The sequence below is a fragment of the Pontibacter mucosus genome, assembly GCF_003054055.1.
GTDB classification, from domain to species: Bacteria; Bacteroidota; Bacteroidia; order Cytophagales; family Hymenobacteraceae; genus Pontibacter; species Pontibacter mucosus.
Window position 1 is genome coordinate 50,308 of record NZ_QBKI01000014.1, and the last position, 12,486, is coordinate 62,793.

14 protein-coding genes are annotated in these 12,486 nt (G+C 53.6%); 9 read left to right on the forward strand and 5 right to left on the reverse strand.

The features are described 5' to 3' along the window. Positions 1 to 484: 484 nt before the first annotated feature. The gene (gene ade / locus C8N40_RS20865) at positions 485 to 2,125 is read right to left on the reverse strand and encodes an adenine deaminase (protein WP_108213750.1); all 1,641 of its coding nucleotides are present in this window, start codon (positions 2,123 to 2,125) and stop codon (positions 485 to 487) included. Between the two features lie 87 nt (positions 2,126 to 2,212). On the opposite strand from ade, the gene C8N40_RS22865 reads away from it, so the two are divergent. The 5 genes from C8N40_RS22865 to C8N40_RS20885 all read left to right on the forward strand — a co-directional run bounded on the left by C8N40_RS22865 (position 2,213) and on the right by C8N40_RS20885 (position 5,660). Then, positions 2,213 to 2,368 carry a hypothetical protein gene (locus C8N40_RS22865; RefSeq protein ID WP_170114175.1) on the forward strand — a complete coding sequence of 52 codons (156 nt, stop codon included), beginning with the start codon at positions 2,213 to 2,215 and terminating at the stop codon, positions 2,366 to 2,368. 24 nt (positions 2,369 to 2,392) lie between these two features. Next, positions 2,393 to 3,115, forward strand: coding sequence for a (d)CMP kinase (cmk, locus tag C8N40_RS20870; protein ID WP_108213751.1), 723 nt, complete (start codon positions 2,393 to 2,395; stop codon positions 3,113 to 3,115). Next, the gene (locus C8N40_RS20875) at positions 3,112 to 4,005 is read left to right on the forward strand and encodes a 4-hydroxy-3-methylbut-2-enyl diphosphate reductase (RefSeq protein WP_108213752.1); all 894 of its coding nucleotides are present in this window, start codon (positions 3,112 to 3,114) and stop codon (positions 4,003 to 4,005) included. Before cmk ends, C8N40_RS20875 begins: the two co-directional genes overlap by 4 nt. Before the next feature lie 78 nt (positions 4,006 to 4,083). After that, positions 4,084 to 4,626, forward strand: coding sequence for a DUF502 domain-containing protein (locus C8N40_RS20880; protein WP_108213753.1), 543 nt, complete (start codon positions 4,084 to 4,086; stop codon positions 4,624 to 4,626). Between the two features lie 221 nt (positions 4,627 to 4,847). Continuing rightward, positions 4,848 to 5,660: an alpha/beta fold hydrolase gene (locus C8N40_RS20885; RefSeq protein ID WP_108213754.1), complete on the forward strand. Its 813-nt coding sequence runs from the start codon at positions 4,848 to 4,850 to the stop codon at positions 5,658 to 5,660. Between the two features lie 96 nt (positions 5,661 to 5,756). On the opposite strand, the gene C8N40_RS20890 is transcribed toward C8N40_RS20885, so the two are convergent. After that, on the reverse strand, positions 5,757 to 6,296 hold the full coding sequence (locus tag C8N40_RS20890; RefSeq protein WP_108213755.1) for a hypothetical protein: 540 nt from the start codon (positions 6,294 to 6,296) through the stop codon (positions 5,757 to 5,759). 104 nt (positions 6,297 to 6,400) lie between these two features. Between C8N40_RS20890 and C8N40_RS20895 the strand changes: the two genes are divergently transcribed. The 4 genes from C8N40_RS20895 (at position 6,401) to C8N40_RS20910 (ending at position 10,656) form a co-directional block, all read left to right on the forward strand. Continuing rightward, complete coding sequence (locus C8N40_RS20895; protein ID WP_245905211.1) at positions 6,401 to 7,606, forward strand: PQQ-dependent sugar dehydrogenase; 1,206 nt, start codon at positions 6,401 to 6,403, stop codon at positions 7,604 to 7,606. Between the two features lie 712 nt (positions 7,607 to 8,318). Then, positions 8,319 to 8,801: an ATP-dependent zinc protease family protein gene (locus C8N40_RS20900; protein ID WP_108213756.1), complete on the forward strand. Its 483-nt coding sequence runs from the start codon at positions 8,319 to 8,321 to the stop codon at positions 8,799 to 8,801. Between the two features lie 9 nt (positions 8,802 to 8,810). Further along, positions 8,811 to 9,713 carry a 30S ribosomal protein S6--L-glutamate ligase gene (gene rimK, locus C8N40_RS20905; protein WP_092100000.1) on the forward strand — a complete coding sequence of 301 codons (903 nt, stop codon included), beginning with the start codon at positions 8,811 to 8,813 and terminating at the stop codon, positions 9,711 to 9,713. Position 9,714: 1 nt separating this feature from the next. Beyond that, positions 9,715 to 10,656, forward strand: a complete 942-nt coding sequence (locus C8N40_RS20910) for a succinylglutamate desuccinylase/aspartoacylase family protein (RefSeq protein ID WP_108213757.1) — start codon at positions 9,715 to 9,717, stop codon at positions 10,654 to 10,656. 90 nt (positions 10,657 to 10,746) lie between these two features. Here C8N40_RS20910 and C8N40_RS20915 read toward each other — a convergent pair whose 3' ends face one another. The 3 genes from C8N40_RS20915 to C8N40_RS20925 form a co-directional block, all read right to left on the reverse strand. Further along, positions 10,747 to 10,983 (reverse strand): hypothetical protein, encoded by a 237-nt coding sequence (locus tag C8N40_RS20915; RefSeq protein ID WP_108213758.1) that lies wholly within the window; start codon positions 10,981 to 10,983, stop codon positions 10,747 to 10,749. Positions 10,984 to 11,157: 174 nt separating this feature from the next. Beyond that, positions 11,158 to 11,952 carry an IS3 family transposase gene (locus C8N40_RS20920; RefSeq protein WP_108213759.1) on the reverse strand — a complete coding sequence of 265 codons (795 nt, stop codon included), beginning with the start codon at positions 11,950 to 11,952 and terminating at the stop codon, positions 11,158 to 11,160. A gap of 40 nt (positions 11,953 to 11,992) precedes the next feature. Continuing rightward, positions 11,993 to 12,400: a hypothetical protein gene (locus C8N40_RS20925; protein ID WP_108213760.1), complete on the reverse strand. Its 408-nt coding sequence runs from the start codon at positions 12,398 to 12,400 to the stop codon at positions 11,993 to 11,995. Positions 12,401 to 12,486 lie beyond the last annotated feature (86 nt).

Sequence of the window (12,486 nt, forward strand, 5' to 3'; positions counted from 1 at the left end):
GAGATCTCTTTAGGATTCCCGATAGATCTCTCGCTATGCTCGAGATGACAGCAGGGGCCTTGGCTATCGAATTCTTTCCCAGCCTTTGGGTTGAGCGCCTCGAGAGGTTCCGGTGCCTGAAAGGCAGCCCGAGGTACGAGGGCAGGAAGCGAAAGCAGCGCGATGCCCGAAGGCGAGCCCTCTCGGGCTTGAGAGCACCAAAGCAGGAGTTGCAACAATAGCTTATGTAAGTCTGCAGGATGAACCGTGGCTAATAAGGACAGCTTGCTTCAATTTGAAGGAAGCAGTGGCAAAGGGAGTATAGATCGGCAAGCATAGCTAAAATATAACGGCACAAACGGACGCTTGCACCGGCAGGAGCTATGAAGTATAAAAACTATATACTTGAAGCAAGACGCTGCCATAGGTCACAAACCCATACTTCACTTTCTCACTTTCTAACTTTCTAACTCCCAAACTCCCAAACTCCCAAACTCTCTAACTCCTAAACTTTCTCCACCACCGGCACAAACCTAAACGTATCGCCATCAAAAAGGCCTTTGTCGCTGAGCTTGAGCGAGGGGATGACGAGCAGCGCCATGAACGAGAGCGTCATGAAGGGGGAGGCCAGGGTGCTGCCCATTTCCTTGCTCAGGCGGTCGATAGCGGCATAAGCCTCGGCCACCTTATACCCATCCTCGGCCGACATAATGCCTGCCACCGGCAGTGGCAGCAGTTGCTCTTGGCCCTTGCCCACGGCAGCCACACCACCTTTGGCCGCAATGATCAGGTTTACGGCGCGGGCTATACTTTCATCATCCACCCCCACGGCAATGATGTTGTGCGAGTCGTGGCCAACCGAGGAGGCGATGGCACCTTCTTTCAGGCCTATGTTCTTGATAAAAGCCACCGCCGGCTCAGCGTTCTGGTAGCGGTTCACAACCGTGATTTTGAGTACATCCTGCGCCACGTCAGAAAGTATAAAACCGTTCTCCACGCGCGGCGTGGCCCAGACTTGCTTGGTAATCAGTTGCCCGTCATACGCCTCTATCACCCGTATTTTGCCAGCCTCCTCGGCTGGTATGGCGAACTGCTGCGGCTGCTTTGGTTCGGTGTTAAAGTTGTTGATCTCCTCGCTTGGCGTGAAAGCAATCTTAGACACACCACTCTCCGCCACCAGTTCCCCGTTGATGTAGGTGGCCAGCACGTTGAAGTTTTCTGGATTATCGATAAGTATAAAATCGGCCGTGTCGCCCTCGCGCAGCAACCCTACTTCCAGCTTGTAATGCTCTACCGGGTTAACACAGGCTGCCTGCAGCACGTGGAACAGGTCGTTGCCTTTGGCCAGTGCGCGCTTTACCAGCAGGTTGATGTGCCCTCCCACCAGGTTGTCGGGGTGCTTGTCGTCAGAGCAGAACATGATGTTGTGGTGGTGCTCGGGCAGCAGCGGAATCAGGGCCTCGAAGTTCTTAGCGGCGCTGCCCTCACGGATGAGGATCTTCATGCCCACAGCCAGTTTATCCAGGGCCTCTTCGGCGGTAAAGCACTCGTGGTCGGTGGTAATACCAGCCGAGGCATACTGCGCCGCCTGCTCGCCCCTCAGGCCAGGCGCGTGCCCATCCACAGCCTTGCCATACTTCCTGGCCAGCTCGATTTTCTCCATCACCACCGGGTCGCGGTGGAGCACACCGGGCCAGTTCATCATCTCGGCCAGGTACTTAATCTCCTCGCGCTGGAATAATTTCTCGATGTCGGCGGCCGTTATCTCAGCGCCGGCCGTCTCGAAAGGCGTGGCGGGGACACAGGAGGGAGCCCCGAAGTAAAACTTAAACGGCACCTTCTTCCCGTTCTCGATCATGTACTCTACACCCTTTACGCCCAGCACGTTACCAATCTCGTGCGGGTCGGAAATGGTGGCCACGGTGCCGTGCGGCACGGCCAACCGGGCAAACTCGCAGGGCACCAGCATGGAGCTCTCCACGTGCACGTGGGCATCCACAAAACCCGGCAGAATGTAACGGCTGCTGTCGGTGGCCTCCCGAACTATTTTAGAAATGCGGCCGTTTGACACATGAACAGTGCCCTGGAAGATTTCGCTGTTCAGCAGGTCGATGATGTTTCCGGAGATGGAAAAGGCTGTAGGCATTGGCATTGAAGTTTGTACTTAATTTTGCCCGTTTCAGGTGGGCTTAAACCGGCAAATTACCTTATATTTGCATTAAAATCAGTCGCTTTGAGAAAGTTAATTTCATACTTCATTTTAGCAGGGTTCTTAGCCAGTGGTACGCTGGCCGGCTGCTCTGGTAAAACCCCGCAGCAGAAAAAAACAGCCAAGTACATGAAAAAGAGCAAGAGCGGTAACATGCCTTGCCCCTGCGACTCCAACTAATTCCCTTTTTTGAATCTCCCTGTTATGAAGAAAATTGTAATTGCGCTCGATGGTTACTCCTCATGCGGCAAAAGCACTACAGCCAAACAAGTGGCTGCCGAGCTCGGTTATGCCTATATTGATACCGGAGCCATGTACCGGGCGGTTACATTATACTTTCTGGAGCACCACGTTTCGCTGACCAACCCCAAGGAGATAAAGGACGCGCTCAGCCATATCGAGATTGAGTTTCATTACAACCCCAAGAAGCAGCGCAACGAGGTTTTTCTTAACGGCCTGAATGTGGAGGATGAGATCCGCAAGATGTACATCTCCAACATGGTGAGCGAGGTGAGCGTAATACCTGAAGTGCGCCGCGCCATGGTAGCCCAGCAGCAGAAAATGGGCAAAAAGCGTGGCGTGGTGATGGACGGCCGCGACATCGGAACGGCTGTTTTCCCGGATGCCGAGGTGAAGATCTTTATGACGGCCGATGTGGACACCCGCACCAAGCGCCGCCAGGAGGAGCTGCTGCAAAAGAAGCAACTGGTAAACTACGACGATATACGTGAAAACCTGCTCAAACGCGACCACATCGACTCTACCCGGGCCGAAAGCCCGCTGCGCCAGGCCGAGGACGCCCACCTGCTGGACACCTCGCACATGACCATCGACGAGCAGGTGGAGTTTGTGATGGAGCGCGTAACGGCCCAGCTCCTGCGCAACGAGTATGCGGCCCAGGAACAAGAAATGAACCTAGAGAGATGAACGTAACCATAGACAAGAATTCCGGCTACTGCTTCGGCGTAGAGTTCGCCATACAGATGGCCGAGGATGAGATGGAAACCTGCGAGGAGCTATACTGCCTCGGCGACATTGTGCACAACAGCATGGAGGTAAAGCGCCTCTATGAGAAAGGCCTGCGCATCATCGATCGCGACCAACTAAAGGAGCTGCGCGACTGCAAGGTGCTGATCCGGGCGCACGGGGAGCCACCGGAAACGTATAAGCTGGCCCTGGAAAATAACATTGAGCTGATTGATGCCTCGTGCCCGGTGGTGCTGAAACTGCAAAACCGCGTAAAGCATGCCTTCGACTCGGGTAAGGCAGCGGACGCGCAGGTGGTGATCTACGGGCAGGTGGGCCACGCGGAGGTGATCGGCCTGGCCGGTCAGACACGCGACGAGGCGATTATCGTTACCACGGAGGAGGATCTGGAGAAGATTGACTTTACCCGCCCGGTTACGCTTTTTAGCCAGACGACCAAGAGCACCAAAGGCTTTTACCATATCAAATCGCTGATAGAAGAGCGCCTGCAGCAGGCCAATCAGGACAGCAAAGTAGTGCCGAATTTTGATGCCAACGACAGCATTTGCCGCCAGGTGTCTAACCGTGAGCCGCAGCTGGCCAGGTTCTCGACGGAGCATGACGTGATTGTGTTTGTGAGCGGCAAGAAAAGCTCTAACGGAAAGGCCCTGTACAGCGTATGTAAGCAGCATAACCCCAACAGCTACTTCGTAGAAAATGAGCAGGAACTGCAGCGCGAGTGGTTCGAAGGAGCCAGCAGTGTGGGGATTTGCGGAGCTACCTCTACGCCCATGTGGCTGATGGAGCAAGTAGCTGCCGGTATAACCGCCCTGGAGGCAGAGCAAGTATAAATATTAGCAACTTACTATAAAGGCTTTTTGCTAATTTAGGCTTTGCTTCGGCAAAGCCTTTTTTATGCACCAAACACCATGAGAATCCTTTTCCGCTACTTCTTAAACGGACTTCTGATTATTGCCCCGATCGCCATCACCGTCTTTATCGTGGTTGGGATTATAGACTGGCTCAACAGTATTTTTGACCTGGGCATACCTGGGTTGGGTATCCTGCTGATGATGGTGCTGCTGACCATCGTGGGCTTTATCGGTTCCTCGTTCTTCGTGAAGCCTTTTTTTGTGGCTGTGGAGACGCTGGTGCATAAAGTGCCGATCATCAGCATCATCTACTCCAGCATTAAAGACCTGTTCGATGCCTTTGTGGGTGACAACCAGAAGTTTAACCGCCCGGTGATGGTGAAGATGAGCGAAGACTCTGACAACCACAAGCTGGGTTTCGTGACGCAGGATACCCTGTTGCAGCTGAATGTGGAAGACAAGGTAGCAGTATACTTCCCGCACTCCTACAACTTCTCGGGTGAGCTCTTCCTGGTGCCCCGCCGCAACGTTACCTACCTCAACCTGCCCAGCTCCGAAGTCATGAAATTCATCGTCTCCGGCGGCGTATCGAAACTGTAAAGGGTTAGAGAGTTTGGGAGTTAGAGAGTTTAGGAGTGATAGGAAAACTTTATTTATACTTTGCTACTTCTTGCGGTTTATACTTCCTTTTTAACTCTTCGTACTTTAAACTTTAAATGAAGGTCATTCCATACTTTGATCCTGACTTTTGTCCCGCTACTTTCTAATACACCTAACTCTTTAATTCTCTAACTCCCAAACTCTCTAACTCCCAAACTCCCTTGCCTTACCTCATCCAGGATAAATCGAAGCTGCATTACCGCGTCATTGGGCGGGGGAGGCGTGTGCTGCTGACCTTCCACGGGTATGGGCAGAGCAGCAGCTACTACCTGCCGATGGAGAAGGCGCTGGGCGAGGATTATACCATCTACGCCTTCGACCTGTTCTTCCATGGGCGCAGTTACCTCAACAAGCACAACATGCCCCTTTCCAAGGAGTTTCTGAAGGGATTTATCGAGCGGTTTCTGGAGAAGCAGGGAATAAAGGAGTTTTCGCTGATGGGCTTCAGTATGGGCGGCAAGTTTGCGCTGACGCTGGTAGAGTGCATGCCCGAGCGCATCCGCGAGCTGTTCCTGATTGCCCCGGACGGTATCAAGACGAGCTTGTGGTATAACATTGCCACCTATCCCGGCTGGCTGCAGCAGCTCTTTAAGCGAACTGTGGTAAAGCCGGAGTTCTTTTTCGGGATGCTCCGGATGCTGCAGCGCTACAACCTGGTGCACAAGAGCCTGATTCGCTTTGCCCACTACCAGATGGACAGCACCCCCAAGCGCCTGCGCGTATACCGCAGCTGGATTGGCTTCCGTGACCTCAATTTCGATATCCGGAAGATTGTGCAGCTGCTAAACAAACATCATGTGCCAGTGACGATGTTTCTGGGCGAGTACGACGAGATTATCTCCCCAAAACGGGTAGCGGTGTTTATGGACGCACTGGAGAAAGGCGAGCTGGTTATACTTAAAACCGGCCACTCGCACCTGCTGCAGGAAGTAGCCGAATTGCTGCACCGCAAGCGCAGCTCCGAGAGAGACTGATGTATACTTTTATACTTCTGCCTATGGAATCAAGACGCAACGTATTGTGCCTCTACAACTCTTCACTTTTAACTCTCAACTCTCAACTCTTAGCTTTTAATACTGTTCTGTCAGGCGCAGGGGCGGCAGAAAATAGTAACGGCTATCGAGGCGGGCAACATTCACCTGCACCTGAAAAGACAAGCCTGAAGCAGAGCTTAGCTGCAGTTGTACCGGAAAAATAATGGCGTTTTCAGTAGGAGAGATGTCAGCAGTAAGCGACTCCTGGATGAAGGTGGTGGGCCAATCTACCTCCAGTGTTACCCCATCCTGAATCACCCGCCCAAAATCCCGCTGAAAGTCCTGCAGCATGTCGGTAGGGGAGTAGAGCAGGAGCGTTTCGCGCACAGAGGCCGTGCCGAGCTGCAGCATTTTATCATACACTTGCTTGTTTACCAGGTGCTGCCGAATGCTATCGAAATTGTTGTGTTGCAGCGCCTGGTGTAGCAGCAATGCCAGCGATTCCACGTTTTCCATACCTGGCTGCTGGTTAAGCGCCTGCCGCTGCACCGCCAGTGAATCCGGGTCCTGCGCCGCGGCGGGTGCAGCAGCGAGCGTCGCCAGCGTTATTACCCATATTACTTTATACTTTGCCATTTGCCAGCTGCTTAAACATTGTGCCCTCGCTTCAGTATACGTACCGTGAAAGCAGCATGGCTTGCCTACCAATAGCTTTATCATCCAAACTAAACCTACTATACATGAAAAAAACACTACGCTTACTTTGCCTGGCTTTTGCCGTCAGCGCCCTAAGTATGAGTTGCGACTCCGAGAGCGAGAACAAAGACACCGCCAAAACAGGACCTACCGAGAACGAACAGGCCGAAGATGAAGGGGGCGGCATTGGTTTGCCCACCGGACCGATAGACAAGGACTTGGAGCGGATAAAATTGCCCGAGGGCTTCCGGATAGACTTCTATGCCGAGGACGTGGAAAACGCCCGTTCCATGGCCATCAGCGAAACAGGTGTCTTGTTTGTGGGCACGCGCAGCAACGACAGAGTATACGCGGTGGTGGATACCAACAAAGATGGCAAAGCCGATGAGGTGGTGGAAGTGGCCTCAGGACTAAACTCTCCGAATGGGGTGGCGATGCACAACGGCGACCTTTACGTGGCCGAAATCAGCCGCATCCTCAAATTTCCCAACATCGAGCAGACATTCCGCAACAAACCCAAGTATGAGGTGGTGTACGACAAGTATCCTACCGAAACCCACCACGGCTGGAAGTACATTGCCTTTGGCCCGGACGGGAAACTGTATGTGCCGGTGGGAGCACCCTGTAACATCTGTAAAGAAAAAGACCCGGTTTATGCCAGCATCACGCGCCTGAACCCCGACGGTACCGGCATGGAAGTATACGCCGAGGGTGTGCGCAACACCGTGGGCTTCGACTGGCACCCGGAAACCAAGAATTTATACTTTACCGACAACGGCCGCGACATGATGGGCGATAACCTGCCACCCGACGAACTGAACCGCGCCACCGAGAAGGGCCAGCATTTCGGCTATCCCTACTGCCACGCAGGCACCATCTCCGACCCCGAGTTCGGTAATAAAGGTAACTGCCAGGATTTTGTGGCCCCCGTGCAGAACCTGACCCCGCATGGAGCGGCACTGGGCATGAAGTTCTATACCGGCAAGATGTTTCCGCAGGAGTATAAAAACCGCATTTTTATTGCCGAGCACGGCTCCTGGAACCGCTCCAAGAAAAGCGGTTATCGTCTAATGCAAGCCATTACCGACGGCAGCGGCAACATCACCAGCTACGAGCCTTTCGCCGAAGGCTGGCTGGAAGGCGAAAAAGACTGGGGACGCCCGGTGGATGTGCTGGTGATGAAAGACGGCTCCCTGCTCGTGTCGGACGACAAGAACAACGCTATTTACCGCATTACTTATGCGAAGTAACCCCACCCCAGCCCTCCCCTAAAAACAGGGGAGGGTGTTATACTCTGCCGGGTCCAACCACCCCTGGCCTTCAGAGGATGTTAAGTTCTACAGAAAACTGTCCCCTTGAGGGGACCATAGGGGTGTTCACTTTTGGCGAAGACTTTTACCTCTGGCTTTACACCCCTATTGAGCTTTGCTCGCAAGTTTCGAACTCCCGTTCTCACTTGTCCTCAGGGGACAGTCTATACTTGCTGCAAAGCAAAAGCTGTAGCTATCGAACTGATTCCCAGCCTTTGGGTTGAGCGCCTTGTAGATTTCTGGTGCCGCTGTGGCGGCATTGCGACCGAAGGGTAGCAAAAGAAATGTACACCGCGCGATGCCCTAAGGCGAGGCCTCCCGGCCTAGGAGGGAGCCAAAGCCAGAGATGAAACGATAGGTTGGTTAGGCTGGAGGATGAACTGAAGTTTGGCAAGTATAGCTTGTTTCAACTTGAAGGAAGCGGAGGCTTGGAAAGTATAAACCGGCAAGTATAAGAGTATGGCTCTGCTAGCCAGTTGAGTTGCAAACCCAAAATCATAAAAGGCACGAGTTACAAACTCGCGCCAGGAAAGTGGAAGTATAAAGTATAAAACACAAATATCCGTGAACCAAAAGCCCCATTTTATACTTTGATTAAATTCATAAACAGGTAGTGCATAATTCCTGATTATCGCCTTATCTTTAGCCGCTGATGAAGGAGAAAAAACTACACCAACCCAAGCCAGAGAAAAAGCTGATAGGGCGGCGCGAGCTGGTCTCTTTCCCGCTGCTCGACATTGAGGAAATAGAAGCCAAGGTGGACACCGGTGCGTTTACATCAGCCATCCACTGTTCCGACATACACGAGGAGGTGCGCCCGGACGGTACCAGGGTCATTGCCCTGGACCTGCTGGACCCTTCCCATCCGCAGTATAACCACAAAAAGCTGGAGTTCACCTCCTACGAGCTGCGCGAAATAAAAAGCTCCATCGGGGAGAAGCAGGAGCGCTACGTTATCCGTACAACCATCAAACTCTTCGACGAGGAGATAGAGGCCGAGTTCTCGCTCTCAGACCGCAGCGACATGAAGTACCCCGTCCTCATCGGGCGAAAGCTGCTCCGGGGCCGCTTTATAGTGGATGTGGCCAAAAAGAACCTGGCCCACAAGTATAAAATCAAACACCAACAGAAATAAAGGCATTTTATGAAGATTGCTATTCTCTCCCGCAACCCCAAGCTGTACTCTACCCGTCGGCTGGTGGAGGCGGCAGAGCAGCGGGGGCACGAGGCCGTTGTTCTTGACCACCTGCGCTGCGACCTCGTGATTGAGCAGGGCGACCCGCACATCCTCTACAAAGGCGAACGCCTGACCGACGTGGATGCGATTATCCCGCGTATCGGGGCATCGGTTACGTTTTACGGCACGGCCGTGGTACGCCAATTTGAGATGATGAAAGTGAAAAGCGCTGTAGACTCGCAGGCCATCGTGCGCTCGCGCGACAAGCTGCGCTCCATGCAGATACTCGGCCGCGCCGGGCTGGGGCTGCCCAAGACAGCTTTCACCAACTACTCCAAAGAAACCTCGGAACTGGTGAAGGAGGTAGGCGGTGCGCCGCTCGTGATAAAGCTTTTGGAAGGCACGCAAGGCCTGGGCGTGGTATTGGCCGAAACCCGCAAGGCGGCTGAGTCGGTAATCGAGGCGTTTCATAACCTGAAGGCGCGCATCATTGTGCAGGAGTTTATCTCCGAGGCCGGCGGCGCCGACATCCGGGCTTTTGTGGTGAACGGCGAGGTGGTGGGGGCCATGAAACGCCAGGGCAAGGAAGGGGAGTTCCGCTCTAACCTGCACCGCGGCGGCAAAGCGCAGCTCATCAAGCTGAGCCGTCAGGAAAAAGCTGCAGCGCTACTAGCCGCCAAATCGCTAGGGCTGGGTATTGCCGGCGTGGACCTGCTGCAATCCAAGCGCGGGCCGCTGATTTTAGAGGTGAATTCCTCGCCGGGGCTGGAGGGTATTGAGAAAGCCACTCAGAAGGATATCGCCGGAAAAATAATAGAGTACGTGGAAGGGCTAACCAAGAAAAAGCCCAAGAAGAAAGTAAACGAGTAGCATGCCCGAAACAATCGTTATCAACGGCCGGAGTATAGACCGTGGTGAAAAAGTACTGACCAAGCTGGTTATCAGCAAGCTGCCGAGCGGCACTGTTATCGAGATTCCTGTTTACGTTTTCCGCTCGGTGCACGACGGGCCGGTGGTGCTCCTGATGGCCGGCATGCACGGTGACGAGGTAAACGGCACGGAGATTATCCGGCGCATGATTTCCCGCAAAATGCTGTACCCGCTCAAAGGGACTATCATCGCCGTGCCCATTCTGAACATCTACGGCTTCCTCAACTTCTCCAGGGAGGTGCCCGACGGCAAGGACGTGAACCGCAGCTTCCCGGGTAACCGCGATGGCTCGCTGGCCAGCCGGGTGGCGCACCGCTTTATGAAGGAAGTTATGCCCTACATTGACTATGGGCTCGATTTCCATACCGGGGGCCGCAGCCGCGCCAACTACCCGCAGATCCGCTGCGTGCTCAGCGACTACCGGAACGCCGAGTTGGCTAATGCTTTTGCTCCGCCCTTTGTGATGAATGCATCTTACCGGCAGGGCTCGCTACGGAAAGAGGCGAGCAAACTGGGCAAATCTATACTTGTGTACGAGACAGGCGAGAGCCTGCGCTTCGATGAAAAAGGCATCAACATGGGGATTGAGGGCACTTGCCGCCTGCTGCACCATTTAGGTATGATGGCCAGCTGCGTGGAGCCCTCCGAGACGACCAAAGTCTGTATGAAGGATATGTGGCTACGGGCCAAGAACGCCGGCCTCTGGCGCACTTTCATCAGCATCGGCGACTATGTCAGGAAAGGCCAGCACATCGGCAGCATCACCGACCCTTACGGCGAAATGGAAGTGCGCCTGAACGCCCCGGCCAGCGGGCACGTGGTAGGACTCAACAACATGCCCGTGGTAAACCAGGGCGACGCGCTGCTGCATATTGCTTACTAGGGTAGCATTTATACTTTGAATAGCTGGTAAATCACAAAGGCCCTGCTATACTTTAGCAGGGCCTTTCTGTTTATACTTTATAAGCTAGGTTTATACCCATCGCTTTCGCTCGCTGAAGTGGTTGCAGCCAAACTGGGCACCGGTTATCATTTCGAATTGCTTAGGTTTGAGGTCGTTTGAGGCCTCGTGTACCAGTGGCAGTACATACGACGGCTCCAGTGCGTGCTGGCCAGTCAGTTCATCGCATACTCCAAAGTCCTTGCTCTGGAGCTGTACTTTATTTTGGTCCTGCTCCCAGTGGGTGCAGTTATTGCATATTGCTTCCATAGATTCGTCGTGTTGGTTTATAGTATAACTATACTTAGTAGGCGTGTGGGTGGTTTGCCCTTTGCCATAGTTTGTGAGAAATTTAGAATAAGACTAAACAAGCAAAGGGATAAGACTTTATAGGTCTACAGTAGGGGAGGCAGGTATGAATCGTCCTGAACTAAGTTGACAGATTTAACAATATCCCGGTTTGTTTAGGCAGGCCGGGATTTTTTCTTGATGTACCTGCTGCGGTGTTTTCATGTTGAGGGCTAAATGCGGCCTGTGGTTGTTATAAAGTTCTACGGCTTGGGCTAGTAAAAGCTTTACCTGCCCCAGGTTCTCAAGCGTGCCTCCCAGCCCGAACTCTTCTTTAAGCGTGCAGTTCATGCGCTCGGCCAGCGCGTTCTCGTACGGATCCGAGCTCTGGGTCATGCTCATGCGCAGACCTCTTTCTATAGCCAGGCCCACGTAGAGCCGGGAGCAGTACTGCAGTCCCCGGTCCGAGTGGTGGATCGTGCCGGCCGCGGTCTGTTTGGCGCTCAGGGCCATCACAAGGGCACGGCCCATGCTCACTGCCTCCATGTCTGCCGCTGCCGTGTAGCCCACGATCCGGCGGCTGAAGGCATCGGTGACCAGGTTCACATAGCAGGTGCCCTGCCGGGTTTTGACGTAGGTGATGTCGCTTGCCCACACTTGCTCGGGATGCGTCAGGGGCAGCCCCTTGACCGGGTTGGGGTATTTACGCAGGTGATGTCTGGAGAAGGTGGTCTGCACGTAGCGTTTTTTAGGGCCAATGAGCAGCCCAAACTCCTTCATCCAGGCAAAGAGTTTGTCTCTGCCCAGCTTGAGGCCCAGGTGTGTGAAGGTAGACCGCAGTCTAAAGTAGAGCTTTCTGGTGCCCAGGCGCGGCAGGAGCCTGCGCTGCTCACAGACTAGCTGCCTAACCTGCTGCTTGAGGGCCGTAGCCCTGCTCTCCTCTTTCCGCAGTTTGTAGAACCACCCGAAAGCAACTAGCCCAGAGCCTGGGCTAGTTGCTTTCGGGTGGTTCTACCTGCCCCTTTGGCCTGAAAGCTGCCTGCGAGAGGGGCAAATACTTTTTTCGGATGTTGGTGCCGAACTGCTCATCGGCAATGTCGATGGCCCGGTTGAGAATCATCTTCTCCTGCTCCAAACGCTTGATCCTGGCTTCCAGTTCCTGGAACTTGCTGCGGGGCGGCTGCTTGTCTTTCATGGCTTGCTTGCTTTTCCAGTCTAACTGCCCGTGTTTACGCAGCCATACCAAAACAGTCGAGCGCCCCTGGATGCCATACTTTACCTGGGCCTGCTTGTAGGTAAGCCGCCCTTTTTCTACCTGGTCTACAACTGACAGCTTGAAAGCCAGACTGTAGTCCTTTTGGCTCTTCCTTAAAAAGCCACCCTTACTCGTTCCTTGCATACAAGTCAACTTTGGTGTCAACTTATTTCAGGACGGTACATATGATAAAAAGCAAAAGGCCCCGCTATAGTGTAGCGAGGCCTTTT

What these genes read in the sequence shown, in the direction of transcription:
- C8N40_RS20895 (WP_245905211.1), top strand. Translation starts at nt 6,401, where the DNA reads ATGAAAAAAACACTACGCTTACTTTGCCTGGCTTTTGCCGTCAGCGCC.
- rimK (WP_092100000.1), top strand. Translation starts at nt 8,811, where the DNA reads ATGAAGATTGCTATTCTCTCCCGCAACCCCAAGCTGTACTCTACCCGT.
- C8N40_RS20890 (WP_108213755.1), bottom strand. Translation starts at nt 6,296, where the DNA reads ATGGCAAAGTATAAAGTAATATGGGTAATAACGCTGGCGACGCTCGCT.
- cmk (WP_108213751.1), top strand. Translation starts at nt 2,393, where the DNA reads ATGAAGAAAATTGTAATTGCGCTCGATGGTTACTCCTCATGCGGCAAA.
- C8N40_RS20900 (WP_108213756.1), top strand. Translation starts at nt 8,319, where the DNA reads ATGAAGGAGAAAAAACTACACCAACCCAAGCCAGAGAAAAAGCTGATA.
- ade (WP_108213750.1), bottom strand. Translation starts at nt 2,125, where the DNA reads ATGCCTACAGCCTTTTCCATCTCCGGAAACATCATCGACCTGCTGAAC.
- C8N40_RS20880 (WP_108213753.1), top strand. Translation starts at nt 4,084, where the DNA reads ATGAGAATCCTTTTCCGCTACTTCTTAAACGGACTTCTGATTATTGCC.
- C8N40_RS20875 (WP_108213752.1), top strand. Translation starts at nt 3,112, where the DNA reads ATGAACGTAACCATAGACAAGAATTCCGGCTACTGCTTCGGCGTAGAG.
- C8N40_RS20910 (WP_108213757.1), top strand. Translation starts at nt 9,715, where the DNA reads ATGCCCGAAACAATCGTTATCAACGGCCGGAGTATAGACCGTGGTGAA.
- C8N40_RS20915 (WP_108213758.1), bottom strand. Translation starts at nt 10,983, where the DNA reads ATGGAAGCAATATGCAATAACTGCACCCACTGGGAGCAGGACCAAAAT.
- C8N40_RS20925 (WP_108213760.1), bottom strand. Translation starts at nt 12,400, where the DNA reads ATGCAAGGAACGAGTAAGGGTGGCTTTTTAAGGAAGAGCCAAAAGGAC.